This is a genomic window from Streptomyces sp. NPDC017979 (assembly GCF_044328175.1).
Classification (GTDB): Bacteria; Actinomycetota; Actinomycetes; order Streptomycetales; family Streptomycetaceae; genus Streptomyces.
Genome location: NZ_JBIRGU010000003.1, coordinates 428,498 through 454,471, shown reverse-complemented (window position 1 = coordinate 454,471; position 25,974 = coordinate 428,498). Strand labels below are relative to the sequence as shown.

23 protein-coding genes and 1 tRNA gene are annotated in these 25,974 nt (G+C 70.8%); 14 read left to right on the top strand and 10 right to left on the bottom strand.

The window, feature by feature from the left end; genetic code table 11:
• Positions 1–57 precede the first annotated feature (57 nt).
• Positions 58–1,227 carry a steroid 3-ketoacyl-CoA thiolase gene (locus ACH4E8_RS11530; RefSeq protein WP_398446762.1) on the bottom strand — a complete coding sequence of 390 codons (1,170 nt, stop codon included), beginning with the start codon at positions 1,225–1,227 and terminating at the stop codon, positions 58–60.
• 238 nt (positions 1,228–1,465) lie between these two features.
• On the opposite strand from ACH4E8_RS11530, the gene ACH4E8_RS11525 reads away from it, so the two are divergent.
• Positions 1,466–2,710, top strand: a complete 1,245-nt coding sequence (locus ACH4E8_RS11525; protein ID WP_398446759.1) for a cytochrome P450 — start codon at positions 1,466–1,468, stop codon at positions 2,708–2,710.
• 194 nt (positions 2,711–2,904) lie between these two features.
• Here the strand turns inward: ACH4E8_RS11525 and ACH4E8_RS11520 are convergent, their stop codons facing one another.
• A complete protein-coding gene (locus ACH4E8_RS11520) occupies positions 2,905–3,756 on the bottom strand; it encodes an IS5 family transposase (RefSeq protein ID WP_398447293.1) in 852 nt (283 codons plus the stop codon).
• Between the two features lie 377 nt (positions 3,757–4,133).
• On the bottom strand, positions 4,134–6,317 hold the full coding sequence (locus ACH4E8_RS11515; RefSeq protein WP_398446757.1) for a bifunctional glycosyltransferase 87/phosphatase PAP2 family protein: 2,184 nt from the start codon (positions 6,315–6,317) through the stop codon (positions 4,134–4,136).
• A gap of 299 nt (positions 6,318–6,616) precedes the next feature.
• Between ACH4E8_RS11515 and ACH4E8_RS11510 the strand changes: the two genes are divergently transcribed.
• Positions 6,617–7,324, top strand: coding sequence for an O-methyltransferase (locus ACH4E8_RS11510; protein ID WP_398446755.1), 708 nt, complete (start codon positions 6,617–6,619; stop codon positions 7,322–7,324).
• 34 nt (positions 7,325–7,358) lie between these two features.
• On the opposite strand, the gene ACH4E8_RS11505 is transcribed toward ACH4E8_RS11510, so the two are convergent.
• A complete protein-coding gene (locus ACH4E8_RS11505) occupies positions 7,359–7,763 on the bottom strand; it encodes a DUF3291 domain-containing protein (RefSeq protein WP_398446753.1) in 405 nt (134 codons plus the stop codon).
• A 154-nt stretch (positions 7,764–7,917) separates the two neighbouring features.
• On the opposite strand from ACH4E8_RS11505, the gene ACH4E8_RS11500 reads away from it, so the two are divergent.
• Complete coding sequence (locus ACH4E8_RS11500; RefSeq protein WP_398446751.1) at positions 7,918–8,274, top strand: antibiotic biosynthesis monooxygenase family protein; 357 nt, start codon at positions 7,918–7,920, stop codon at positions 8,272–8,274.
• A gap of 89 nt (positions 8,275–8,363) precedes the next feature.
• On the opposite strand, the gene ACH4E8_RS11495 is transcribed toward ACH4E8_RS11500, so the two are convergent.
• The gene (locus ACH4E8_RS11495) at positions 8,364–10,514 is read right to left on the bottom strand and encodes a DHA2 family efflux MFS transporter permease subunit (RefSeq protein WP_398446750.1); all 2,151 of its coding nucleotides are present in this window, start codon (positions 10,512–10,514) and stop codon (positions 8,364–8,366) included.
• Between the two features lie 267 nt (positions 10,515–10,781).
• On the opposite strand from ACH4E8_RS11495, the gene ACH4E8_RS11490 reads away from it, so the two are divergent.
• Entirely contained in the window at positions 10,782–11,441 is a 660-nt protein-coding gene (locus tag ACH4E8_RS11490) for an HAD-IA family hydrolase (protein WP_398446748.1), read from the top strand.
• Between the two features lie 134 nt (positions 11,442–11,575).
• Here ACH4E8_RS11490 and ACH4E8_RS11485 read toward each other — a convergent pair whose 3' ends face one another.
• Complete coding sequence (locus ACH4E8_RS11485) at positions 11,576–12,160, bottom strand: TMEM165/GDT1 family protein (protein ID WP_398446746.1); 585 nt, start codon at positions 12,158–12,160, stop codon at positions 11,576–11,578.
• 440 nt (positions 12,161–12,600) lie between these two features.
• Entirely contained in the window at positions 12,601–13,335 is a 735-nt protein-coding gene (locus ACH4E8_RS11480; RefSeq protein WP_398446744.1) for an ABC transporter permease, read from the bottom strand.
• 280 nt (positions 13,336–13,615) lie between these two features.
• Here ACH4E8_RS11480 and ACH4E8_RS11475 point away from each other — a divergent pair, with 280 nt between their 5' ends.
• The 4 genes from ACH4E8_RS11475 (at position 13,616) to ACH4E8_RS11460 (ending at position 18,075) form a co-directional block, all read left to right on the top strand.
• On the top strand, positions 13,616–14,320 hold the full coding sequence (locus ACH4E8_RS11475) for an HNH endonuclease family protein (protein WP_398446742.1): 705 nt from the start codon (positions 13,616–13,618) through the stop codon (positions 14,318–14,320).
• Between the two features lie 145 nt (positions 14,321–14,465).
• A complete protein-coding gene (locus ACH4E8_RS11470; protein WP_398446740.1) occupies positions 14,466–16,181 on the top strand; it encodes an alkaline phosphatase D family protein in 1,716 nt (571 codons plus the stop codon).
• Between the two features lie 320 nt (positions 16,182–16,501).
• On the top strand, positions 16,502–16,978 hold the full coding sequence (locus ACH4E8_RS11465; protein ID WP_398447291.1) for a DoxX family protein: 477 nt from the start codon (positions 16,502–16,504) through the stop codon (positions 16,976–16,978).
• 440 nt (positions 16,979–17,418) lie between these two features.
• A complete protein-coding gene (locus ACH4E8_RS11460; RefSeq protein ID WP_398446738.1) occupies positions 17,419–18,075 on the top strand; it encodes a DedA family protein in 657 nt (218 codons plus the stop codon).
• A gap of 109 nt (positions 18,076–18,184) precedes the next feature.
• On the opposite strand, the gene ACH4E8_RS11455 is transcribed toward ACH4E8_RS11460, so the two are convergent.
• The gene (locus ACH4E8_RS11455; RefSeq protein ID WP_398446736.1) at positions 18,185–18,424 is read right to left on the bottom strand and encodes a DUF2277 domain-containing protein; all 240 of its coding nucleotides are present in this window, start codon (positions 18,422–18,424) and stop codon (positions 18,185–18,187) included.
• A gap of 63 nt (positions 18,425–18,487) precedes the next feature.
• Positions 18,488–18,943 (bottom strand): protein-tyrosine phosphatase family protein, encoded by a 456-nt coding sequence (locus tag ACH4E8_RS11450; protein WP_398446734.1) that lies wholly within the window; start codon positions 18,941–18,943, stop codon positions 18,488–18,490.
• A gap of 917 nt (positions 18,944–19,860) precedes the next feature.
• On the opposite strand from ACH4E8_RS11450, the gene ACH4E8_RS11445 reads away from it, so the two are divergent.
• The 4 genes from ACH4E8_RS11445 to ACH4E8_RS11430 all read left to right on the top strand — a co-directional run bounded on the left by ACH4E8_RS11445 (position 19,861) and on the right by ACH4E8_RS11430 (position 23,216).
• Positions 19,861–20,181 carry a hypothetical protein gene (locus ACH4E8_RS11445; RefSeq protein ID WP_398446732.1) on the top strand — a complete coding sequence of 107 codons (321 nt, stop codon included), beginning with the start codon at positions 19,861–19,863 and terminating at the stop codon, positions 20,179–20,181.
• Between the two features lie 11 nt (positions 20,182–20,192).
• Positions 20,193–21,407, top strand: coding sequence for a putative T7SS-secreted protein (locus ACH4E8_RS11440; RefSeq protein ID WP_398446730.1), 1,215 nt, complete (start codon positions 20,193–20,195; stop codon positions 21,405–21,407).
• An 82-nt stretch (positions 21,408–21,489) separates the two neighbouring features.
• Entirely contained in the window at positions 21,490–22,089 is a 600-nt protein-coding gene (locus ACH4E8_RS11435) for a hypothetical protein (protein ID WP_398446728.1), read from the top strand.
• Positions 22,086–23,216 carry a hypothetical protein gene (locus tag ACH4E8_RS11430; protein WP_398446726.1) on the top strand — a complete coding sequence of 377 codons (1,131 nt, stop codon included), beginning with the start codon at positions 22,086–22,088 and terminating at the stop codon, positions 23,214–23,216. The genes ACH4E8_RS11435 and ACH4E8_RS11430 overlap by 4 nt, the downstream gene beginning before the upstream one ends.
• Positions 23,217–23,285: 69 nt before the next feature.
• Here ACH4E8_RS11430 and ACH4E8_RS11425 read toward each other — a convergent pair.
• Positions 23,286–23,360: transfer RNA gene (locus ACH4E8_RS11425), tRNA-Val, on the bottom strand.
• A gap of 216 nt (positions 23,361–23,576) precedes the next feature.
• Between ACH4E8_RS11425 and ACH4E8_RS11420 the strand changes: the two genes are divergently transcribed.
• Positions 23,577–24,377, top strand: a complete 801-nt coding sequence (locus ACH4E8_RS11420; protein ID WP_398446724.1) for a DUF4097 family beta strand repeat-containing protein — start codon at positions 23,577–23,579, stop codon at positions 24,375–24,377.
• A 111-nt stretch (positions 24,378–24,488) separates the two neighbouring features.
• Positions 24,489–25,859, top strand: a complete 1,371-nt coding sequence (locus ACH4E8_RS11415; protein ID WP_398446722.1) for a hypothetical protein — start codon at positions 24,489–24,491, stop codon at positions 25,857–25,859.
• Positions 25,860–25,974 lie beyond the last annotated feature (115 nt).

Here is a 25,974-nt window from a genome sequence, read left to right as displayed (position 1 = left end):
ATGCCCGGTGCGCCGACGGCGCGCGGCGCCGAGCCGCGCGCCGTCCCGCAGGCGCGGTCACACCCGTTGGATGATCGTCGCCGTCGCCAGCGCACCGCCCGCGCACATCACCACCAGAGCCACTTCCCCGCCCCGCCGCTCCAACTCGTGCAGCGCCGTCGTGATCAGGCGCGCCCCCGTCGCGCCCACCGGGTGGCCCAGCGCGATCGCTCCCCCGTTCACGTTCACCTTCTCCAGGTCCTGGCCGAAGACCTGCGCCCAGCTCAGCACCACGGACGCGAACGCCTCGTTGACCTCCACCAGGTCGACGTCCTTGAGGGACATCCCCGCCTTCCCGAGCACCGCGCGCGTCGCGTCGATCGGGCCGTCGAGGTGGAAGCGGGGGTCCGCGCCGACGAGGGCCTGGGCGAGGATCCGGGCCCGCGGCTTGAGCTTCAGCGCGCGGGCCATCCGGCGCGACGCCCACATGATCGCCGCCGCCCCGTCGGAGATCTGCGAGCAGTTGCCCGCGGTGTGGACCGCCGTCGGCATCACGGGCTTGAGGCGCCCCAGCGCCTCCATGCTGGTGTCGCGCAGCCCCTCGTCGCGGTCGACGAGCCGCCACATGCCCTGGCCCGCGGCCTGCTCGTCCTCCGTGGTGGGAACCTGCACCGCGAACGTCTCACGTTTGAAGCGCTCTTCGGCCCAGGCGGTCGCGGCGCGCTCCTGCGACAGCAGCCCGAGCGAGTCGACGCGTTCGCGGCTCAGCCCGCGGTGCCGGGCTATCCGCTCGGCCGCCTCGAACTGGTTCGGGAGGTCGACGTTCCACTCGTCGGGGACCGGTTTGCCCGGACCGTTCTTGGACGCGCTCCCCAGCGGCACCCGGGACATCGCCTCCACGCCGCAGCTCACGCCGACGTCGATGACGCCCGCGGAGATCATGTTGGCGACCATGTGGGACGCCTGCTGGGACGAGCCGCACTGGCAGTTGACCGTCGTCGCCGCCGTCTCGTACGGCAGTCCCATCGCGAGCCACGCGGTGCGCGTGGGGTTCATGGACTGCTCGCCGGCCTGGGTGACCGCGCCGCCGACGACCTGTTCTATGCAGTCGGGTTGGATGCCGGTGCGGCCGAGGAGTTCGCGGTAGGTCTCCCCCAGCAGGTACGCGGGGTGCAGATTGGCGAGGGCGCCCCCGCGCTTGCCGATGGGGGTGCGTACGGCTTCGACGATGACGGGTTCGGCGGCCATGGCTCGTCCTCTCCTCGAACTGCGCGGGCGTCCCGGTCCCGACGCTCCGCAGTAGAACTAGTACGCGTTCTAGTTCTACCGTCAGTCTTATGAGAGTCACCGTCAGTACGCAAGGGTCTTGCACGCCCTTGCCGCACCCCTTCACCACAACGGATCCGGCCACGCCTCTTGCCACTTGTAGAACTCGTTACTAGCTTTCGGTCGAATCTGATGGGTCATCAGAGAACCGGAGCTGCCGATGTCCTGCCCCCGCCATCTGACCGACGGTTTCGACCCCACCGACCCCGACCTGTTGCGATCCCGGGTGCCGCTCCCCGAGTTCGCCCGGCTGCGCGAGACCGCACCGGTGTCCTGGTGCCCGCAGCGGCGGGGCGCGTCCGGCTACGACGACGAGGGCTACTGGGCGGTGACCCGGCACGCGGACGTCAAGTACGTCTCGACCCAACCCGAGCTGTTCTCGTCCTGGGCCAACACCGCGATCATCCGCTTCGACGAATCGATCCAGCGCGACCAGATCGACGTACAGCGGCTGATCATGTTGAACATGGATCCGCCCGAGCACACCCGGGTGCGGCAGATCGTGCAGCGGGGCTTCACCCCGCGCGCCGTGAACTCCCTGCGGGACGCGCTGCGCGAGCGGGCGCTGAAGATCGTCGCCGAGGCGGCGCGGCGGTCCCGGGACGAGGGCTCGTTCGACTTCGTCTCCGACATCGCGGTGGAGCTGCCGCTCCAGGCCATCACCGAACTGATCGGCGTCCCCCAGGAGGACCGGTCCAGGATCTTCGACTGGTCCAACACGATGGCGGGTTACCACGACCCGGACTACTCCGTCACCAAGGAGGCGGGCATAGAGGCGTCGATGGACTTCCTGGCGTACGCGATGAACCTCGCCGCCGCCCGCAAGGAGTGTCCGGCGAAGGACATCGTCACCCAACTCGTCGCGGCGGAGGACTCGGGGAACCTGTCGACGGACGAGTTCGGCTTCTTCGTGATCCTGCTGGCGGTCGCCGGCAACGAGACCACCCGCAACGCCATCACGCACGGCATGCACGCCCTGCTCACCCACCCCGAGCAGTGGGAGCGCTACAAGAGCGAGCGCCCGCCGACCGCCGCGGAGGAGATCGTGCGCTGGGCCACGCCCGTGGTCTCCTTCCAGCGCACCGCCACCCAGGACCTGGTGCTCGGCGGCCAGCAGATCAAGAAGGGCGACCGGGTGGGGATGTTCTACGCGTCCGCCAACAACGACCCCGAGGTCTTCACCGACCCGGGGAGCTTCGACGTCGGCCGCGACCCCAACCCCCACCTCGGCTTCGGCGGCGGCGGCCCGCACTTCTGCCTCGGCAAGTCACTGGCGGTGATGGAGATCGACCTGATCTTCAACGCGATCGCGGACGCCCTCCCCGACCTGCGGCTCGTCGGCGAACCGCGCCGGCTGCGCTCGGCGTGGCTCAACGGCGTCAAGGAACTCAGGGTCGCGGCGTAGTTCCCGGTGCGGGTGGACGTGGCCGCCGTTTCCCTGCGGGAGCGTTGGTCTCTGCGGCCCGGTGGTGGGCTTGTCGCGCAGTTCCGCCCCCTCGGCCCCAGAGGGCCTGGGGGGACCCCAGCGCCACCTGTTTCGCTGCCCCCGGCATCGCCTGCGGGCTGGGGCAGGGGTTTTTGAGGGCATCTGATCAATGTTCAGGCTGGTGTGGGCTGGATGTCCGTTTCGATTCGCCAGGTTGGCGTGGATTCTCCCGTGAGCTCGCGGCTCATTTTGTTAGCCATCGCCCAGTGGATCATCGTCCGTGATCTCTGCGGCAGCGCTTCGTAGTCCCGCGCGAGGCGGCGGTGCTGCATCAGCCAGCCAAAAGTCCGCTCAATCACCCACCGCTTCGGCAGCGGCTCGAAGCCCTTCGCCCGGGGCCGCTGCACCACCTCCACATCGATGCCCAGCCCGGCGCCGTGATTGAGGACGCTGTTCTGGTAGCCGCCGTCGGCCCAGACCTTGGTCACCGTGGGGTGTGCCGCAGCCAGGTCGTCGAGCAGCAGCTTCCCTCCGGTGGTGTCGTGCACTGACGCGGCGGTGACGAGGACGGCCAGCACCAGGCCGAGGGTGTCCGTGACCAGGTGCCGCTTGCGCCCTTTGATCTTCTTGCCGGCGTCGATGCCCTGGCTGCTCTCGGCGACGTTTCCCGAGGTCTTGACGCTCTGCGCGTCCACGACGGCGGCCGTCGGTTCCGCGCTGCGGCCGCCGGCCCTGCGGGCCTTGTCCCGCAACAGGTCGTGGACCTGCTCGGTCGTCCCGTCCGCCTCCCACTTCGCGTAGTAGTCGTACACCGTCTTGTACGGCGGGAAGTCGTGCGGCAGGTACTCCCACGGGATACCGGTGCGGTTGACGTACAGGATGGCGTTGACGATCTCCCGCAGATCGTGCACCCGGGCCGCCGTGCCAGGACCCATTCGCCCGGCACGCCAGACGACGAAGACCGGTTCGATCAAAGCCCAGCGGGCATCGGACACATCACTGCGGTACGAACGACGCTCACTCACACACCCAGCAACGACCACCAACACCATCAGTCACAAAATCATCCTGAACTACCCGCTATCCAGATCAGATGCCCTCTTAGGGGCGCTGGGGGTCCCCCCACGCCCCTGGGCGTAGGGGCGGAACTGCATGAACAACCCACCACCGACCGGTGGAGGCCAACGCTCCCGCAGGGACACGGCGACTGCGTCCACCCGCACAGGGAACCGCGCGGGACTTCGCGGACACGGCCCAGGTCGGGCGCGGGTGGCGCCCCGAGTGGCGGAACGCGGCGGGCCGAAGGATCCTGGCGTCACGCGGCGATCCACCCCGGGGGACACGGGCGGCGTACCGTCCGGGCCCTCCGGGGCCGTTGCGCTGCCGGCTTCGGGACCCGGCGCTACTTCGGCGCCGCGGGGGCGACGGGCTCGGCCGCGCCCCCCGCCGAGGAGTCCGGCACGTCCGGCGAGTCGGCCTTGTCCGACGCCACGCTCTTGCCCGACGCCACAGCCTTGTCCAACGCCACGGTCTTGTCCGACCGGCCCCGGGCGTCCTCGGACTTGCGCGCCGCGGGGACCGTACCCGTACCGGCGCCTTCGCCCGCGCCCGGCTTCGCCGTCGCGCGCGGCAGCACCTGTCGACGGCCGGACAGGACGTACGTCAGGGCGAAGCCGGCGCCGACGACGACCGCGCCGCCCACCGCGTCCAGGATCCAGTGGTTGGCCGAGGCCACGATCACGTACAGCGTGATCAGCGGGTGTATCAGGCCCAGCGCCTTCATCCAGACCTTCGGCGCGAGCACCACCACCACGACACCGCACCACAGCGACCAGCCGAAGTGCAGCGAGGGCATCGCCGCGTACTGGTTGGTGACCGCGGTCAGGGCGCCGAAGTCGGGGTTCGTGAGGTCCTGCGGGCCGTGCACCAGGTCCGTGAAGCCCATGCCCGGCATCAGGCGCGGCGGGGCCAGCGGGTAGAGCCAGAAGCCGATCAGGGCCAGCAGCGTCGCGAAGGCGAGCGAGGCGCGCGCCCAGCGGTAGTCCGTCGGCCGCCAGATGTAGAGGACGGCGAGGATCGTCAGCGGCACGGGGAAGTGGAACGAGGTGTAGTAGAAGGCGAGGAAGTCCGTCAGCCACTCCGACTTCGCCGCGGCCTGGTTTATCGCGTGCTCGACGTCGATGCCGATCGCCTGCTCCATGGCGGAGATCTGCCGGCCGTGCGCCTCGGCGTCCGCGGTCGACGCGGTCGCGGCGAGTCGGATCTTGGAGTAGATGGAGTAGCCGACGCGGATCGCCAGCAGCTCCAGCAGCAGGTTCGGGCGGCTGAACGCGCGCCGCCACAGCGGCAGCAGCGGGACCCAGCTCCAGCGGGAGGCGACGGGGGTGGCGTACTCGGTCGGCACCGGCTTGCGGAAGTGCGGGTCGGTGCGGGAGAGGAAGGGCACCACGCACGCGGCGCAGACCGCGGCGATCAGGACCGCGTTGTCCCGCACCCCGTCCAGGAACGCCATGTTCGGCAGCAGCATCTTGCCCGGCAGCGTCATCGCCAGGACGACGAAGACGGGCCACAGCAGGCGGTCGGCGACCTTGCGGCCGACCCGGCCGACGACCGCGAGGACCACCCACAGCAGTTGGTGCTGCCAGGTGGTGGGCGAGACGGCGACGGCGACGCAGCCGGTGACGGCGACGGCGAGCAGCAGTTGCCCGTCGCGGGCGTAGCGGATCGCGCGGCGCAGGCCGAACCAGGCGACGAGCGCGGCGAGGGCCAGATAGAGCGCGATCTCCAGCGGGCCTTCCAGGCCGAAGCGGAGCAGTGCGCCGTGCAGGGACTGGTTGGCGAGGCTGTCCGGGCTGCTGCCGAGGCCGGCGCCCACGGCGTGCTCGATCCAGTACGTGCGGGAGTCGCCGGGCATCGCGGCCCAGGCCAGGGCCGTACAGACGGCGAAGGTGGCGGCGGAGCTGACCGCCGCGCGTCTGCGTCCGGTGAACCAGAGCAGCGGGGCGAAGAGCAGCACGGTGGGCTGGAGGGCCGCGCCGATGCCGATCAGGACGCCGGAGGTGCGTTCGCCGCGGACGACGAGGGCGCCGACGAGGACCAGCAGCACCGGGATGATGCTGGTCTGCCCCAGGTAGAAGCTGTTGCGCACCGGCAGCGACAGCATCAGCAGGCTGATGGCGACGGGCGCGGCGAGCAGTTGGGTGAGGCGGGAGGCGGGGCTGGGCACGGCCCGGGCCGCGACCAGGCCGATGCCGACGACGAGCAACAGCGTGGCGAAGGTCCAGACGACGCCGAGGCTCTGCTCGGCGGAGCGGGTGAGCGGCTTGAGCACCAGGCCGGCGAAGGGCGTGCCGGTGAAGCTGTCGGTGTCGTAGAGCGAGCCGTTGACGTGCAGGACGCCCTCGGGGCCGATCCAGGTCTCCAGGTCGATCAACCGCTCGCCGGGCGGCTGGCGCAGTACGGCCACCAGTTGCCGTATCGCGAGGACGGCGGCCACGAACCAGAGCGCGGCCCTCGCCGCGCTCGTCTTCGTGGCGGGCCCCCTCGCCGCATCACTCCCGCGCACGCTGTGCTCCGCGTTCGCCACGTCGCGCCGCGCCTCCCCTACATCCCGTTGTGTCTGTTGATTCGGTCGCCCGAGCCGTCACCGACCGGTGAAAACCTGGTGAAGCCCTTGAGAAGCCTCGCATTGCCCGATGAAAGAGACTCGGGCAACCCCCTCTTTGCCTGACTGTCGCCCGGTTTTGTTCGGATGTCCGGCCAGATACGTGCGAAGGGCGCACCTCGGGAACATACAAGAACGCGCGCTCGGGCACCCGTGCGTCACCGTCCGCGATCACGCCGCGACGGCGGACGAAAGGGGCCCGGTCGGCATAGGTTGGGCGAATGACCGAGGAATACCGCCAGGACTCGCACGGCCCCCAGGACCCGCAGGACCTCTGGAACGCCGTCGACGACTATGTGAACGAACGGCTGGTTCCGGCCGACGAAGGGCTCACGGGCGCGCTCGCGGCGAGCGACGCGGCGGGGCTGCCCGCGATCGCGGTGGCGCCGAACCAGGGCAAGTTCCTGCATCTGCTCGCCGCCTCCCTCGGCGCCCGCCGCGTCCTGGAGATCGGCACCCTGGGCGGCTACAGCACGATCTGGCTGGCCAGGGCGCTGCCGGCGGGCGGCCGGCTGATCTCGCTGGAGTACAGCGAGCGGCACGCGGAGGTGGCGCGGGCGAGCCTGGCCCGCGCGGGCCTCGACGCGATCGCCGAGGTGCGCACCGGACCGGCGCTGGAGACCCTGCCCAAGCTGGCGGCGGAGCCGGGTGCGGGCCCGTTCGACCTGTTCTTCATCGACGCGGACAAGGTGAACAACGCGCGGTACGTGGAGTGGGCGCTGCGGCTGTCGCGCCCGGGGAGCCTGATCGTCGTCGACAACGTGGTGCGCGGCGGGAAGATCACCGAGCCGAGCGAGGACCCGGCGGTGCGGGGCACCCGTGAGATGTTCGACGCGATCGCGCGCGAGCCTCGTCTGGACGCGACCACGGTCCAGACGGTGGGCACGAAGGGCTACGACGGCTTCCTCCTGGCACGCGTGCTCGACTGACGCCCCCCACCGGTCGCGCCCCTGTGCGCGCACCCTAGGCCGCGCCGGCGCCGCGCTGCGCGGCGATCCGACGGTCCGCGTCGCCCCAGGCGAGCGGCAGTTCCTCCGCCTTCACCTCCCAATAGGTGAAGGCGGAGTCCTTCATCGCGGGCCCGAGCTTGCGCATGACGCCCCGGTGGGGCTCGGCGCGGGCGAAGGCGTGCAGGGCGTCCTCGCTCTCCCAGGCGGAGAGCGTGCAGAACTCCCGCTTCAGCGGACGCGCCCGCAGCGACGCCCCGAGCGCACCGGGCGCGCTGCGGACCTGCTTCCAGACGGCGAGCGACCTCAGGAAGAAGCCGGGCACGTCGGCGAGCGAGGCGACCTCGAACCGGGACGCCATGACGACGGCGGTACTGCCGGGCGCCGCGGGCTGCGGCGTCGTCCAGGGAATGGTGGGCACGGTGTCCTCCGGATGGGATCGGCGGTTCGTCCCTTTCCACGATAATGGCGAGTGGCACTATCCGCTACCTAATACGAGGCCATCGACGGCCCACCCCGAAGCCCCGCGGAGGCGCGCGGTACGGTCGAGTTCCCTCTATGCGAAGGATGTCCTCGTGGCCAGTGTGGTGAAGATCAACGTCCTGACCGTCCCCGCGGAGCAGCGCGAGATCCTGGAGCAGCGGTTCGCGGCCCGCGCCGGTTCGGTGGAGAGCTCCGACGGCTTCGAGTGGTTCGAGCTGCTGCGTCCGTTGGAGGGCACGGACCAGTACCTCGTCTACACCCGCTGGCGCAGCGAGGCGGACTTCGAGGCGTGGATGGCCGGCTCGATGCGCGGCGCCCACAAGCCCGCCGAAGCCGACTCCGCGTCCGGCGAGAAGCCGAAGCCCGCGGCGACCGGCTCCACGCTCTGGTCCTTCGAGGTCGTCCAGTCCACGGGCCCCAAGGCGTCGGACGCGTCGAACGCGAGCTGACGACCACGGGCAGGGCCCCGGTCACCTCCGGCCCGAGTGGCCGATGACCGGGGCCGTACCCGTCGAACCGCGGGACGCCCGCCCCGACCTCAGCCGTCCCCGCCGGGAGGCGCATGGTCCCCCCGCGGCCGACCGTGGCCGTTCGGGCGTTCCTGGTCCGAGCCGCAGAGCTCCGCGTTCAGCTCCTCCACCAACTGCACCAGGTCCGTCGGGCGCTCCGGGCCCCACCAGTCGCCCAGCAGCTCGGCCAGCGACTCCTCGCGCGCCTTCGCCAGGCGTACCGCCGTCTCCAGACCGCTTTCCGTGAGCACGAGTTGGAGCCCTTCCCGGCTGGCCAGGCCGCGTTCCTCCACCTGGCGCGCCGCGTCCGTGATCACCCGGAGCGGTACGGGCGTGGTGTCGGCGAGCAGGGACGGCTCCACCGTGCCGTGTCGACGGATCCGCAGCAGCAACCAGCTCGACGCGGGCAGCAGGTCGTACCCGGCGCGCGTGGTGATCTTCTCGTAGATCTGGCGCCGCCCCTCTCGGGAGCCGAGCACCGACAGCGCCCGCGCCGCCTCCTCGCGGGAGGAGCGTTCCACCGGGTTGGACGCCAGGGTCTGACTGGGGTCGGGCGCGGTCACCGAGCCGCGCAGGCGGTCCTCCTTGAGGAACCAGGACACGGCGAAGGCGAGCAGCACGACCGGCACGGCGTACAGGAAGACGTCGGTGATGGCGGAGGCGAAGGCGTGCACCACCGAGCCGCGCAGCGCCGGTGGCAGCTTGGCGATGGCCTGCGGGTCGGCCGCGAGTTCGCCGGCGTTGGCGCCCGGGGGCACGGGCCGCCCGGCGAGCGCGGTGGCCAGTCGGTCCTTGAGCCCGTTGGCGAAGATCGTGCCGAAGACGGCGACGCCGAAGGACGCCCCGATGGAGCGGAAGAACGTGGCGCCCGAGGTGGCCACGCCGAGGTCCTCGTACCGCACCGAGTTCTGCACGACCAGGACCAGCACCTGCATCACCAGGCCCAGGCCGAAACCGAAGACGAAGAAGCTGGCGCTCATCTGCCAGGTGGAGCTGTTCTCGGTGAGGCGGTGGAGCAGCACCAGCCCGATCGCCGTGATCCCGGTGCCCAGGATCGGGAAGACCTTCCAGCGGCCGGTGCGGCTGACGAGCTGCCCGGACGCGGTGGAGGCGATCAGCAGCCCGAGCACCATCGGCAGCATGTACACGCCCGAAAGGGTCGGTGAGATCCCCCGTACGACCTGGAGGAAGGTCGGCAGGAAGGTCATCGCGCCGAACATCGCGAACCCGATGATGAAGCTGATCAGGGAGACGAGGGTGAAGGTGCGGAGCCGGAAGAGGTGCGGCGGCAGCACGGGCTCGGCCGCCCTGCGTTCGACGAGGACGAAGAAGACCAGCAGGACGCCGCCGAGCACGGCGAGGCCGATGATCTGCGGCGAGCCCCACGGCCAGGTCGTGCCGCCGAGGGAGGCGACCAGGACCAGACAGGTGGCGACCGAGGCGATGAGGAAGGTGCCCAGGTAGTCGATGGTGTGCCGGGTGGGGCGCGCCGGGATGTGCAGGACCGCGGCGATCACCACGAGCGCGACGACGCCGATCGGCAGGTTGATGTAGAAGACCCAGCGCCAGCTCAGGTGCTCGGTGAAGAAGCCGCCGAGCAGCGGCCCGAGCACGCTGCTCGCGCCGAAGACACCGCCGAAGAGCCCCTGGTACCGGCCGCGCTCGCGCGGGGAGACGATGTCGCCCACGATCGCCATCGACAGGACCATCAGCCCGCCGCCGCCGAGGCCCTGGAGCGCGCGGAAGCCGATGAGCTGCGCCATGTCCTGGGCGATGCCGCAGAGCGCGGAGCCGATCAGGAAGATCACGATGGCGGTCTGGAAGAGCTTCTTGCGGCCGTACTGGTCGCCGAGCTTGCCCCACAGCGGGGTCGCGGCGGTGGAGGCGAGGAGGTACGCCGTCACCACCCAGGAGAGGTGTTCGAGACCGCCCAGCTCGCTGACGATGGTGGGCAGTGCGGTGGAGACGATGGTCTGGTCGAGCGCCGCGAGGAGCATGCCGAGCAGCAGCGCGCCGATGGCCGCGAGGACGGCCCGCCGGTCCTGGCCCGCACCGGGCTCGACCGCGACCGACGCCGGGGCCGCGCCCGGCGTTCCGCCCCGGGGCGCTCCCCCCGCCGGGCCCCCTGCCGCCCGGGCCCCCTGCCCCTGGCCGTCTCCCGACTCTTCTCCCTGGGCCATACCGGTCTCCTCGCATCCGGCTACGTCCGGAACGCTTCCATCCTGGGGTGTTTGTCCCGGTACGGCCTGCGGAGACGTGGAGGAAGCAGGCTGGCGCTTCCCGAGTCCGCTTTGTATGCTCATTGAACAAAAGCGGCTCCGCCCGTCTCCCTGACCGGTGGGCGGAGCCGCTCTTGTGCGTCGGGGCCGCGCCTGGACACGGCCCCGGGGGGACGTCCGGACACGCCCCAGTTGCTCAGCCACCCTCATCTGCGCCGGGAGTACGCCATGCAGGCCAGCACCCTCACCGCCCGCGCCCTCCTCCTCGACATGGACGGCACCCTCGTGAATTCGGACGCGGTCGTGGAACGCGTCTGGCGGAGGTGGGCCGTCGCCCAGGGCCTCGACCCGGAAGAGACCCTGAAGGTCGTGCACGGCCGTCAGGGGCACGCGTCCATGGCGGAGCTGCTGCCGCACCGCTCCACGGCGGAGAACCTCGCCGACAACGCGGACATGCTCGCGCAGGAGACCGCCGACCTCGACGGCGTGGTCCCGGTGCCCGGCGCGCCCGCCTTCCTCGCCGCGCTCGCGGAGCTGCCGCACGCCCTGGTGACGTCGGCGGACGCGGCGCTCGCCGAGGCGCGGATGGGCGCGGCCGGGCTGCCGCTGCCCGCCGTGCGCATCACCGCGGAGTCGGTCGGCGCCAGCAAGCCCGACCCGGAGGGCTTCCTCAAGGGCGCGGCGGAGCTGGGCTTCGCTCCCGCGGAGTGCGTGGCCTTCGAGGACTCGGAGGCGGGGATCGCCGCGGCGCGCGCAGCGGGCTCGCGCGTCGTGGGGATAGGCCCGCGCGCCGCGGCCTGCGCGCCCGACCTGCACGTCGACGACCTCACGCAGCTGGCGGTCACCGCGGACCACCAGGGCCGGATCCTGCTGACGCGCACCGCCTGAGCGCCCGCGCGCCGGCGCCCGGGCCGGCCGCACCTCCACGGATGCCCGCGGGCCCGGTCACTGCTCGACCGGGCCCGCGGGCATCCGTGCACATGGCCTGCGTCCGGGCCCGGACGCAGGCGTGCCGACGGACGTCAGCCCGTCACCGCCTCGTAGAAGCTGAACCCGGCGAGCACCAGCATCAGCCCCGCCGCGATCTTGGTGATCAGCTTCAGGGGCACGTACTTCATCAGGGTCCGACCGCCCAGGATGCCGAGGCCCGCGACCGCCCACAGCGCGAGGACCGCCCCGAGGCCGACCGAGACGGGGTCGTCGTACCGCGCGGCCAGGTTCGCCGTCATGATCTGCGTGAGGTCGCCGAACTCGGCGACCAGGATCAGCATGAAGCCCGCGCCGGAGACCTTCCAGAAGGACTGGTCCTCCGGCGGCTTGATGTGCTCCTCGCCGTCGTCGGACTTCTTCAACAGCAGCATCAGTGCCCCCGCCAGGAACAGCGCGCCCACCACGCCCTGCACCAGCCGGTGCGGCAGCAGGGTCAGCACGCTGCCCGCGGCGATCGCGAGCGCCACGTGGACGGCGAATGCGGCGGCGACGCCGGCGAAGACGTAACTGGCGCGGTAGCGCGTCCCGAGCATCAGTCCGGCCAGCGCGGTCTTGTCGGGGAGTTCGGCCAGGAAGACGACGCCGAAGGTGATCGCCATGATGGTGAAGCTGATCACGGGTGGTTTCCTCAATCGGTCGGGCTGTCCGTACCGAGAGACCGCGGTTCCCGGCCCTCGCGGACCGGCGTTCCCGTGAAGAGGGGTCGCTTCGGCACGGCAGCGTCAATGGAACACTGCGGCCGAAGGTCTCGCTGGCCGACCTGAAGGTCCGCCTCCGGGCGCCGGCCGGGCACGAGGCCCAGCAGTATGTCGACGGTCCGGCGAAGAGCTACTCCCCTTCTGCTCCGACCAGGGTACACAGCCGCCCGCCCGCAGGAAACGTCCGTACGGCCGGTGCGGCCGACGTCACGCCCGGTGCAGCCACCATCCGATACGCGCGGTACCGGATGAAATCACGCCCGGTGCGGCCGCCGTCCCGTACGCGCGGTACCGCCGGCGCCACAGCCGCCCGCCCGCCCGCACGCACGAAACGTCCGTACGACGCGATACGGCCGAAGTCACGCCCGGTGCAGCCGCCCCCGCGCCACCAGCTCCAGCACCACCGCGACCGCCACGGCCTGCACCGCCATCAGCGCCACCAGGACGAAGAGCTGCACCGCCCCCGCGAGCACCGGCGACGCCCCGCCCAGCAGCATGCCGACGAAGGCGCCGGGCAGGGTGACCAGGCCCACGGTCCGGGTCTGGTCCAGCCCCGGCAGCAAAGCGTCCGCCGCCGGCGTCCGGGCCACCTCCAACCGGGCGTCCCGCTCCAGCAACCCCAGCGCGAGACCCGCCTCGACCTCGCCGTGCCGCTGCTTGAGCTCGTCCAGCGCGCGCCGCCCGGCGAGCACGGTCGCGGTCAGCGCGCCGCCGATGAGGATCCCGGCGACCGGCACCAGGGCGATGCCCTTCAGCGGGACGAGCCCGGTCAGCAGCAGCGCGGCGAGGACGGGGAAGACGCCGGCGCCGATCGGCACGGCCGTCCACCACCAGGTGCCGTTGGGCGTGACGCGCCGCCCCGCGGTGCGCACCGCGACGGCGTACATCAACAACACGAACGCGAAGAGCAGCGGCAGCGAGCGCACCACCCAGCCGATGACCAGCGACACCGCGGCGAGTTGGGCCGCGGCCCGCACCCCGGCGACGACGATCTCCCGGGAGCGGCCCAGGTGCGCGACGGCCGCGACCGCGGCGGCCACGACGAGCAGGACGGCGAGCACCGCACCGAAGGTGACGTTGACGGTCAGCAGCACCCGCCAACCCTAACGACCGCACCGCCCGCGCCCGCCCGTACGGACCGCGCAGCGCCGCTGCCGATCGACGCACCGGCCGACAACCGCCCCTGGCGGACCGTCAGCGCGCCGCCCTTCCCCGCCCCTTGGGAGCCGGCGCACACCGTTCCCCCTTGAAATGACGTGTTCATGTCGCCAGGCTGTTACGTAGCGCTCACCTCCGCACCACGTGGCGCGCCCAGCATGGCCGTGCCCGACGGCCAGCCCTCCCCCGTACTCCTCCAGCGAAGGAGCTCCACACATGTCCGCCTTCTACGCGCGTCATGCCACCCGTCACTCCATACGCCCCGCCGCGCCCGCCGGCCGCGGCGGCACCGGGCGCCGCGTCACGGTCCTCGCCGCCGCCTCCGCCCTCGCCGTCACGGGCCTGCTGGCCACCGCGCCCGCCGCCCAGGCCGCCCCGCCCACTCCCATCAGCGCCGCCACCGCCCGCACCTACCTCGGCCAGCTCACCGAGCGCGCCGAAGGCTCGTCGGCCGGCTACAGCCGGGAGCTCTTCCCGCACTGGAGCACCCAGTCCGGCGCCTGCAACACCCGCGAAGTCGTCCTCAAGCGCGACGGCCGCAACGTCGTCCAGGACTCGTCCTGCGCCGCCGTCTCCGGCACCTGGTACTCGGAGTACGACGGGGCCACCTGGTCAGCCGCGTCCGACGTCGACATCGACCACGTCGTCGCGCTCGCCGAAGCCTGGCGTTCGGGCGCCAACTCCTGGACCACCGCGAAGCGCCAGTCCTTCGCCAACGACCTCACCCGTCCGCAGCTCATCGCGGTCACGGACAACGTCAACCAGGCGAAGTCCGACCTCGACCCGGCGGAATGGCTGCCGCCGCGCAGCGCGTACCGCTGCACGTACGCCCGGATGTGGGTGCAGGTCAAGCACCACTACCAGCTCACCGTGGACAGCGCGGAGAAGAACGCCCTCACCTCCGTGCTGAACGGCTGCTGACTGCTGCCGACGACCGCCGACAGCCACTGACGGCGATCGGGGTACCGGCCGATCGGCGGTGGGCGCGCCGCCGATCGGCCCCGGAACCGACCGCTCCGCCGTCCGGCTTCCGTACCGTACGGGGGCGACGGAGGAGGACGGGACGATGACCGCGACTCGCGCTGGGCTGCGCCTGGGGCCGCTGCTGCGGCACGTCGACTGGGAGACGGGCACCACCGCCACCGTCTGGCTGGAGACCGACCGCGCCTGCACGGCCGAGGTGCGGTGCGCCGACGGGGCGGGCGGCTCGGCCCCCACGTTCCGCATCGAGGGCCACCACTACGCACTGGTGACGCTGACCGGCCTCACGCCCGGTACGACCACGTCGTACGAGGTGCTGCTGGACGGCGCGCGCGTCTGGCCGCTGCCGGACTCGCGCCACCCCGCCTCCACCGTCACGGCGCCCGCGGTCGGCGCGGACGCCGTGACGGTCTCCTTCGGCTCCTGCCGCTGGGCCGCCGCGCCCGAGGAGGAGCACGACCCGATCGGCCCGGACGCCCTCGCCACCCTCGCGGAGAAGCTCGCCGCCGACCCGTCGACCGCCCGCCCGGACGTCCTGCTCCTCCTCGGCGACCAGGTGTACGCGGACGAGACGTCGGCGGCGACGCGGGCGTGGCTGGCGGAGCGCCGCGACCTGACCGTGCCCCCGGGCCCCGAGGTGGCGGACTTCGAGGAGTACACCCGTCTGTACGACGAATCCTGGCTCGCCCCCGAGGTGCGCTGGCTGCTGTCCACCGTCCCCAGCCTGATGCTCTTCGACGACCACGACGTCATCGACGACTGGAACACCAGCGCGTCCTGGCAGGCCGAGATGCGGACGAAGCCGTGGTGGCCGGAGCGGATCCGCAGCGGGCTGATGTCGTACTGGGTCTACCAACACCTCGGCAACCTCTCGCCGGCGGAGTTGGCGGCCGACGAACTCTTCGCGGCGGTGCGGACCGCGCACGACTCCGACCGGGGCACGGCGCTGCTGCGGGAGTTCGCGGAGCGCGCCGACGCCGACCCGACCGCCGCCCGCTGGAGCTACCGCCGCGACTTCGGCCGGACGCGGCTGCTGATGGTGGACACCCGGGCGGCGCGCGTCCTGACCGAGGAGCACCGCGCGATGCTGGACCCGGAGGAGGCGCGCTGGCTGCGGGAACAGGCCGCGGCCGGCGCGACCGGTGGGCACCAGCCCGGCGCGTACGACCACCTGCTCATCGGCACTTCCCTGCCCTGGCTGCTGCCGCCCCTCGTCCACGACGCGGAGAGCTGGAACGCGGCGCTGGCGCGGGGCGTGCGCGGCCCGCGCTGGGCCCGGTTCGGCGAAGTGGTGCGCAGACGGGCCGACCTGGAGCACTGGTCGGCCTTCCCGAAGTCCTTCGCGGAGCTGACCGAGTTGATCGCGTCCGTCGGCACGGGCGGGGGCGCGCCGGCCACGGTGTGCGTGCTCTCCGGCGACGTGCACCACGCGTACGTCGCCGAGCCCGACTGGCGGGGCGCCGGCGAACCGGACTCCCGGGTCTTCCAACTCACCTGCTCCCCCGTGCACAACTCCATTCCGCGCTCGATCCGTTGGGGCTTCCGCTTCGGCTGGAGCAGTACGGGGCGCCGGCTCGGCCATCTGCTGGCGCGGCACGGGCGGACGGGGCGGCCCCCGGTGCACTGGGAGCGCACGGGCGGGCCCTGGTTCGGCAACCACCTGATGACGCTGACGCTGCGGGGCCGCGAGGCGCGGTTGCGACTGGACCAGGCGCGTACCGGAGGGGCGGCGGGAGCGCGCCTGGTGACGGCGGACGAACGGGAACTGACGGCGGGTCCGCGCCCGGCACCCCTCGGCTGAGCCACCCGCCCCGGCCTCCCTCGGTCAGCGCACCGCAGATGAAAGTCGTATGAGAATCAGAGCAACATCAATTGTTGAACTTGCAAGCACTGCTGGCTCGAATCTAGCTTGGAAACAGCTAGAGGAGCACTAGCAGCACCAAGTGCACGGCCAACAAGGCCAGCACGAACTGCACGAGCAGTACGGACCGCACGAGCAGTGCAGACCCCACGAGCACCACGAACTGCTTGGGCAAGCACGAACAGCACTCACAGCACGAACAGCTCAGCCACGACAGAAGTCCCCCCACTCGCAGGAGTCCCCCCATGGCCAACTCTTCGTTGACCTCCTCGCTGAACCGGTACCAGCCGTACGCGATCAGCGCCTTCCGGATCGTCGTCGGACTGCTCTTCGCCTGTCACGGCGCCGCCTCCCTCTTCGGCCTGTTCGGCGTCGCGGACAACGCGACGGTCGAGGCCGGCACCTGGCCCGGCTGGTACGCGGCCGTCATCCAGCTCGTCGGCGGCAGCCTGGTGCTGCTGGGCATCGGGACGCGCAGCGCCGCGTTCGTCTCGTCCGGCTCGATGGCGTACGCGTACTTCAAGGTCCACCAGCCCGAGGGCCTGTTCCCCCTGGAGAACAGCGGCGAGGCGTCCGCGATGTTCTGCTGGGCCTTCCTGCTGCTGATCTTCACCGGGCCCGGCGCCTTCGCGCTCGACAAGGTCTTCACCCGCAGCGCCGGCACCACCGTCACCACCCGCAGCAGCGAGGACCGCACCGCCGGCAAGAGCAGGGAGCGGGCGACGGCCACCGCGTGACCGCTTCGATCGTCGACACTCAATAGGTGCCCCACACACCTAGTACCTGTCGAGACACCACCGAGCGCCCGGAACCTCTTTGGAGGGTCCGGGCGTTCCCCGTGCCCCCGGACCCCCGGTAACGTCGGCGTGACCATGGGGGTGGGAGGGGAGCAGGGGGTTTCCGGCGTCCGCGGAGGCAAGCGAGGCGACGCACCGCGTACCGGACATGAGGTGATCATCGCAACATCGGTGGCCCCCAGGTGATCTCACGGCATATGTCACGCGTACGCTGTACAGCTGTCAGTGCCGCGACCACCGCACGTCCGCAGGAGTCCGCCGAGGTCCATCGGGTCCGTTGAGGTCCGACAGGGATCAAGCGTCCGCCGAGGCCGTCGGACCCTGACCATTTCCACCACAGCGGCATTGTTCGTCACACGGGGCAACGGGGAGAGTTCAAGGTGCTGGAGAGTCTGGGTTGGCTAGCCAGCAGCCCTTGGATCTATGCGATCGTGGCGCTCTCCGTGCTGCTGGACGTCTTCCTGCCGGTGCTGCCGAGCGGAGTCCTGGTGATCACCGCGGCCACCGCAGCCGCAGCCGGTACGACGACGGCCACCTCGGTTGCCGGACGGGTGCCCGGCGAGGTGCCGTCCCTGCTGATCCTGATCCTCTGCGCGGCCACGGCGTCCGTGCTGGGCGACCTCGTGGCGTACCGACTGGCCCGGCGCGGCGGCGACCGCTTCGACCGCGCCATCGCCCGCTCCCGCCGGCTCACCAAGGCCCAGGCCCGACTGGGCGCGACCTTGGCCCGCGGCGGCGGCGCCCTCGTGGTGATCGCCCGCTTCGCGCCGGCAGGCCGGTCCGTCGTCTCCCTGGGCGCGGGCGCCGCACAGCGCCGCGTCCGCGAATTCCTCCCCTGGTCGGCGCTGGCGGGCGTGGCCTGGGCCGGCTACAGCGTCGGGCTCGGCTACTTCGGCGGCCAGTGGCTGGGCGCGAGCTGGGTCGGAGCGGCGGTGTCCGTGGGGGCGCTCTTCGCGGCGGGCGCGGTGGCGGCGTACGTCATGCGACGCCGCCCGGCACCCCAACCGACCCCCCAACCGGCGACCGAAACGGCCTGAGCGGAGCACGCACGACCGGCGGCTCAGGGCTCAGGGCTCAGGGCTCAGGGCTCAGGGCTCAGGGCTCAGGGCTCAGGGCTCAGGGCTCAGGGCTCAGGGCTCCTAAGGATCACGCCCCCGAGTTCACGGCGGCCTTCGCCACGCCCTTCACTTCCAGCTCGTCCAGGAGTCGGGCGGTGGCCGCGGCTATCTCGTCCACGGCCCGCTCGAACACCTCCCTGTTGTGCGCGGCGGGCGCCCGGAAGCCGGACACCTTCCGCACGTACTGGAGCGCGGCGGCTCGGATGTCCTCCTCGGTGGCCTCTTCGGGGAGCATGGGCGGGCGGAGGGTCTTGATGCTGCGACACATGCTCCCAGTGTGCCCCCGCCCACTGACAGCCGGCAGCCGACGCCACTGACCTGCGCAAACTCCTCAGCCGGCGAGTTCGCTGCCGAACCGTCGTACGTACCGCTTCTGCCACGGCGTCTCGACCGCGCGCCGGTCGTAGTGCCGACGCACGTACGCGACGGCCTCCCCCGGCTCCACGCCGTCGAGCACGGCCATGCAGGCGAGCGCGGTCCCGGTCCGCCCCCGCCCCCCGTGGCAGGCGACCTCGACCCGATCCCGCTCGGCCCGCTCCCACGCGATGCGCAGCGTCTCGCGCGCCCCGGCCCGATCGCGGGGCAGCCGGAAGTCGGGCCACGGCACCCATCGGCTCTCCCAGGGCACGACGGGCGGTTCCTCCCCCAGCAGGTACACCCCCAGCCCCGGCTCCGGCCCTTCGACCGGTCCGTGGCGCAGCCCGCGTCCCCTGACCAGCCGCCCCGACGGCAACCGCAACACCCCCGGCGCCTCCGCCTCCCACGTCCCACCCACACCTCTGTGCACGTCGCCCCCCTTGGATTCCGCGCCGGCTTCTCCGACGCCCCTCGGCATCCCCCGCTCGGCGACGCTATCGCCAAGGGCCCCCATCACGCCGTTCGCCGCCCGATCACGCACGGCGACCCACGTCGTCGCACCCCGCCACGGCGCCGACGTCTCTTCGCCCTGGTCGGGTCGACCGCCGCGAGGGCCGCGAACTGTGCCGTGCCGACGAGATCCTCATGTGCAGCCTCACCGGGACGGCAGGCTGCCGCAGCTGACGCCCGTCGGTCCGACGCAGCAATTCGTTGGACAGCTCCCCGGGGCGAACGTCTAACCTGGCGACATCGTGACCTCCCGGTGCGCCGGATGCGGCTACTTCACCTCTCAAGTGACCAACACGCCGCATGCCGACCCGATCTCGGGAGGCACACGCTTCAGGGGCGCCCGGTGCACAGTCGACGGGTACTTCGATTCGGGTTCGAGAAGGCCGGGTTCGACTCCCGGCGGCCGGTCTCCGGCCGTGGTGTAGCGGCAGCACGCTAAACGTCCCGTCGCCGATCTGATCTCGGGCACCCCTGAAGTGGCCAGCAGACCGCTTTGGCACCGCGTCGGCCGGCCCGTCACCTCCCAGCCGTGTTTCCGACTTCACAGAGTCAAGACGACTGGCGCATATACCCCGCCGGCGATTGGCTGAAAATTGCATCCCGCCCTTCGGGCGCCGGAAACCTCGGCGGACCTCACCAATGCCGCACTTTCCGCAATTTTCCACGCCCCCAACTCTGCGCGCCATCCACAACCTTGCGAACGCAACGGCCACCTAACGCCCCTCCGGCGTTCCTTGTGAAGACTCTGGAGAGGAACTGATTCCTCATCATGGGACGGTCCGTCAGGAACGCTAGGATTGCCTGACCTGTCAACGACCCCGGGGGGAGGCGTAGACCATGTCGGCAGACTCGGACCGTCTGGGCGTGAATCTACAAAAAGCCCAGCACATCTCACGCAAGCTCACCGATTTCGAGCGCCGCATAAAATCTCTGCGCAAGCGCCTGGAAAAGGCCGGCCGCAACACATTGGGCACCAGGGATCTGGACGACGCCTGTGACGACTTCCAGGACCGCTGGGACGACGGCCTCGAACGCCTCATGGAGGCCGCGAACGCCATCAGCGGCAACTTCGACAACGCGATGCAGGTGTACGCGGGCACCGATGTCGACGTGCGCGATCGCGTCCGCAGCGTCAACTCCGTCAAAACCAGCACCTAGGGGTAACTTTCATGTCTTGGCGCGGCGTATTCATCGAGGACGACGCCTCTTGGCCGGGTCTCGGCTTCAACCCTGCGCGTGGCGAGGTCGTCGCCATCAACAAGCTCGCCACTGATCTACGAGCCGTCGGCCGCGAATTCGACGAGCTGCACGAACTCGTCACCAACGTCGGCAAGGACCACGGCTTCTGGCAGGGCGAGGGCGCCGACGCCTTCCGCAAGAAGCTCGGCCAACTGCCCAAGTACCTCCAGCAGGGCAACGATTCCATGAGTGCCGCGGGCCGCGCCCTGCTCTCCTGGCACGACACCCTGGACTCCCTCCAGCAACAGGCCACCCCCCTTGAATCGCGTGCGGTGACGGCCCGCCGCGACTGGGAACACCTCGCCGGCGTCGCATCCTCCGCCTCGGCGAATGCCTCAATGCCCACCGGCGACCCTGAAGTCGACGGAAAGCAGATCGACCGGGCGAGGTCCGCCAACTCCGAGGCGGCAGCAGCCAAGGAGAGGCTCGAAGCCCTGATCCGCCAGGGCGAGGAACTGCACCAGAAATGGAAAGAGGCCGCCGCCCGCGCCGCCCACGCGGTCCGCAAGGCCACCGACCTCGCCCCCGAGTCCATCGGCCTGTGGGACCGAATCACCGACGGCCTCAAGAACGCGATGCACGACTTCACCGACTGGCTCGTGAAGCACGCGGACACGCTCTCGAAGATCTCCAGCGGCCTCGCACTCGCCGCAGTCGCCGTCCAGGCAATCCCCGTGGTCGGCCAGGTGGCCGGAGCAGTCCTGGGCACGGGCGCGGTCCTCTGCTCAGCGGGCGCCATGGTCGGACACTACGCCGGCATGCGCCGAGGCAACGGCTCCACATGGCTCGACCTGGCCGGCGACGCGTTCGGCTTGCTGCCCGGCGTCGGGGCGGTCAAAAGTGCCGGATCCGTGGGAGGAAACCTGGTGATGGCCGGGGCCCGATTCGCCACCAGAGGCAACAAGACGTTGATGCGTGAGAATTTGCAGCAGGCGGGCAAAAGCCTCAAGGCGGGCGGCCATGCGGTGAAGGACGGAACACGAGCAGGTGTCGTGCAGAAGCAGATCGACAAAGTGGCTGCCCCGATCGCCAAGAAGTTCGGCGTGACACTCGCCGAGAAGAGCGAGGAACTGCGAAGGTTCCAAATCGGATCACAGACCGTGGTCAAGAGCGGACTGTTTATTCAAAAGCTAGTTGGCGGGTGACGGATTCATGGGAAGCAAGCCGGACCCACTCCAGGAGACCCTGGCAAGAGTTTGTCCAGGACAGCAGATGCAAGGCTTTTTCATGACAGACTCCGGAGCCAGCGAAGTCGATCACGCATTCCAGTTGTCCTTTTCTGACCGGCCGCGAATTCTTGTCGATCGCGTCAATCCGCTTTTCTGGCTCGGAGACGCTTGGGCTGTGATCGTTTATCTCTCATCCGGGGAGCCGCGCTGGCTGAGCAGCGCCGAACTGCCCCAAGGCGCCGAGACCCGCGCTCGATATCTCTCTGATTCTCGACACGAGCACCCCCATTTCGGCGACTGGGGCAGCATGGCAGGGAAGATGCTGACGGGCCTCCAGGGGCGCGCTCGCTGCATGTTCAATAATCGCATCGTGGTAACGGACCAGGAACTACTAGTGATCGCACTTTCCCCCAACGAGAGGCATGCAGAAGTCACCTTCCGTACACCTCTGACGAGCATTGCATGGACACGTAGGCCGCACCGAAAGAAGCATCGGATTCAATTCGGCTTCATCGATGGCTCATGGCACACACCAGAGACGAATAAACTCTACCGAAGCCCTAAAGATTTTCTGGAACTCTTTCCACATACCCTTCCCCATACCGCGAAGATCCCTGACGTCCTCTCCACCCCTCCCGCCGAAGGGACCGGGTCGTGATCGACGGACCAACCTTCGAGGCCACGGCCGACCAAGTCTTCTTCGCCGACAGCCCGCTGCACGTCGGATGGGAGGTGCCCGATTTTTTCCACCACCTTCCCGTACAGGCGGCCGACCCAGATGAACTCGGCGGGGAGATCGCGGAGCTGGCCGCCGCCCTCTTCGCCGAACGCAGCAATGAGGAGCAGTTCGACGCGGCCATGGTCTTCCTCGCCCAAACCGCGGACCTGATCGACGCCGGCGCGCAGTACGCCGGAGTGTGCTTCGTCGACTTCGACGGCCGCCCCTCGATGGCGACGCTCGTGGCCCAGCGGGTGGAGCGCGACGCGGGCGGCCTGCGCGCGACCGCCGACGCCATCGCGGGCCAACTGTCGCGCCACGCACCCCAGGACGATGTACGCGTCGTGGAGATGGCTTATGGCCCCGTCGCCCTGCGCACCGGGCTGACCTCCACGGCGATACCGCCCGAGATCTCACCGGACTCCCTGCCCCATGAGGTGCCCCGCCGGTTCGTCCAGGCGCACATCCCGCTCCCCGACGACCTCAGCGTTCAGATGCTGGAGCTGAGCACGGTCAGCGTGGACGACTGGGACGCGTATTCGCGGATGTTCGGCGAGATACTCAAGACGGTCGAGTGGGCGACGGACGATGAACTGCGCACTGCACGCGAGCAGCGGACAGCCGCATCAGCAGCATCGGAACCGGGCGACGAGGCACGCCACGGCCTCGTTGCGGTCTCCTCCCGCGTCTGGGATCTCATCAAGACCGAGCAGCCCCGGGTCGGGATGAGCCCGGAGTTGGACCGCATGCGCCTGGCTTTCTGTCCCACCTGCCGGGTGTCCGGCAACGAGGCCCCGTGCACTCCCGAACACCTGTGGACCCTCGCCCCAGTTGAGGCAGCGGAGGCCGACAGTCTGACGGCCCATCTAGAGGACCGCCTGACCGCCGAGGGCTGGACCTGGTCCCCCGGCCTACCGTCCAATCCCGGCCGCTGGTACGCCGACCGCACCGCCCCGGAGCCCGCCCGCCTCGCCTTGCGCCACTCCCCCGGCAGCACCGCCCTCCACGTCACCGTCACCCTCACCTGCCGACACCAACCGGCCACGGCCCCCGGGCCCCGCCGGTGACTCGACGCCCCGACTTACGGAGCACACTGACGAAGGCCCCGGACCATGATCGGTCCGGGGCCTTCGTGCTGGTGGGCGCGGACGGTTTCGAACCGCCGACATCTGCTTTGTAAGAGCAGCGCTCTACCCCTGAGCTACGCACCCGTGGATGAGGCACCAGCCTACATGGCGGACCAGCCCGCCCCGCAAACCCGTTCCCTTCCCTGCGGGGTCCATGCAGGGGTCCGTACAGGGGCGTCTCAGGGAGGGGATGGGGGGATATCCCCACCTCGGGACGGTGGCGAGCAGGATCGATCGGAGCGGGTTGCGGGCCTAGCGTGAAAGCAGCCACTCACCGCGTTCAACGGGGGAATGATCAGCATGAACGACCACTCGGCACGAACCGTCTTCGCCCGACGCCCCGCTCGCGTCGTCGCCGCCGTAGTGCTGGGGAGCGCACTGCTGCTCGGGGTCGCGGGGTGCGGCGGGAGTGCGGATGTGGCGGGGGCTCCGGTGGAGCGGGCGGAGTTCGGGGTGGTGGGGAAGGTGCTCACCGTGGATGTGGGGGACTCGGACGTGGAGATCGTGTCCGCCGACGTGACCGACGTGCGGGTGAGCCGGCAGGTGGACGGGTGGGCGCTGTTCGGGTCCGGGCCCGATGCGTCGTGGCGGATGGAGAAGGACCGGCTGACGCTGCGGGTGGACTGTGACGGGCTCGGGCACTGCGCCGCGCGGCACACGGTGCAGGTGCCGCGGGACGTCGCGGTGACCGTGGAGCACGACAACGGCGCGGTGACGGCCAGTGGCTTCCGGACGGACCTGAAGATATCGACGGACAACGCTGACGTGACCGTCCGGGACACCACGGGCGACCTCCGCCTCGAATCGGACAACGGGAGCATCGTCGCCGAGGGGATCACCGCGGCGAAAGTGCGGGCTGAGACGGACAACGGGAAGGTGCGGATCGGGTTCAAGGAGGGTGCGAAGGCCCAGCAGGTAGAGGCCGTCAGCGACAACGGGGACATCGTCTTGGAGCTGGCCCGCGACGGTGCGCCGTACGCCGTGACGGCGAAGTCGACGAACGGCAAGCGCCGGGTGGACGTGCCCACGGACGGCGACAGCCCGCGAGTGGTGAAGGCGGCGAACGACAACGGGAACGTGACGATACGGCTCGCCGGCTAGCGGCCGGCGCGAGGGCGGCGCGGGGCGGGTCACGAACTTTTCGGGCCGTGTGTTCGTCAGTACCAGGTGGGAGAATGAACCGGGTACGGCGGCACGGCACGGGAGAGGGTTGTGACGGGGACACACGCGCGACGGCAGGGAACGACCACAGCCGGTGCCGTGCGTGATGTCTTCGGGTTGGTGCTGTTGCCGGTGCCGTTGGCGTGTGCCGCCGTGGGGGTGTACGCCTTCGCGGGCGGTGGGACGAGGCGCTGGTTCGGGGGTCGTTCCGAGGGGCTGCGGGCCGATGCACAGGCCGCGAAGGACGCTGCCGCTGCCGCCTTCTACGAGCTGGACAGCGCCCAGCGGGACCTGCGGATCTCCATCGAGACGATCACGGCCGTGGACAGCTCGCCGCAGGTGCAGCGGGCCGTGGACGGGTTCGCGGCGCTGGGGCAGCGGATCGACGAGGCGAGTGCGCAGTACATCACCGCCGTGGACAGCCACGACCTGGACCGGGACGACCTGGAGGCGTCGGTCGCCACCCGGGCCCGGCGCGAGCTGGCCGCCGCCAAGGACGAGTTGGTGCGGGTGAAGGGGGAGCTCGACCGGTTCGGGGAGGGGCTGGGGCCGCTGCTCGACCGGGCGGAGACACAGCTCGCCCGGCTGGCGCCCGCGGTCGAGCGGGCGAGAGCAGCGCTCCTTGCCGCGAGCAATGCTCTCGACGCGGTGCGCGGCTCCGGGATGCGCGCGGACGACCTCGCCGCCCGGCTCGCCCAGCTCGGGCCCGAGCTCACCAAGCTCAACCAGGGCGCCGGGCGGCACGGTGTCGCCGAGACGCTGCACCGCGCCGATCGGGTGCTGCGGGACGCCGAGGCCGTACGGGCGGAGGCCGAGCGGCTGCCGCAGCTCGCGGCCGACATCGACAAGCGCCTGGTCTCGTTGCGCACCCGCGCCCAGGCCCTGACGAACCGCGCGGGCTCGGTCGAACCGGTCCTCAGCGAGCTGCGCCGACGGTTCTCGGCCGCCTGCTGGCAGGACCTCCAGCCGGTGCCCGAGCAGGCCGTGGCGCACGTACGGCTGGCGGAGGAGCGTTTGCGGGAGGCCGCGACCGCCCGTGACGAGCAGCGCTGGGCGGATGCGACCGCCCTCCTCGGCACCGTGCGCGCCCTGCTGAACACCACTGACGAGGCCGTGTCCGCCGCCGGTGACCGGCTCCAGCAGCTCAATGCCGTGTCGAAGGATCCGCAGGCGGAGATCGACCGCACCCGTTTCGCCGTACGGGACGCGCAGCGCTTCGCGATGGCCGGACGCAATACCCCCGATCCCCGGCACGCCCGGCCCCTGGACGACGCGGTGGCGCGGCTGGAGCGGGCCGTGGCCGGTCTTGAGGGGCGCCACCCGGACTACTGGCACTTCCTCACCGAGACCGACGCCGTGCGCCGCACCGCCGCCCGCGTCGTCGAGCAGATAAGGGAGGAGCGGGGCGCCGGCGCGAGCTGAGCGCCTCGACCAGTCCCGCGACCGCGACCGGCGCACCGCGACCGCCCCCGCTTCACGCTCGCGATTTGAAGCCGCGGCGCCCCGGGCGGATGCTGGGAGGTACGAGTACCCGAGG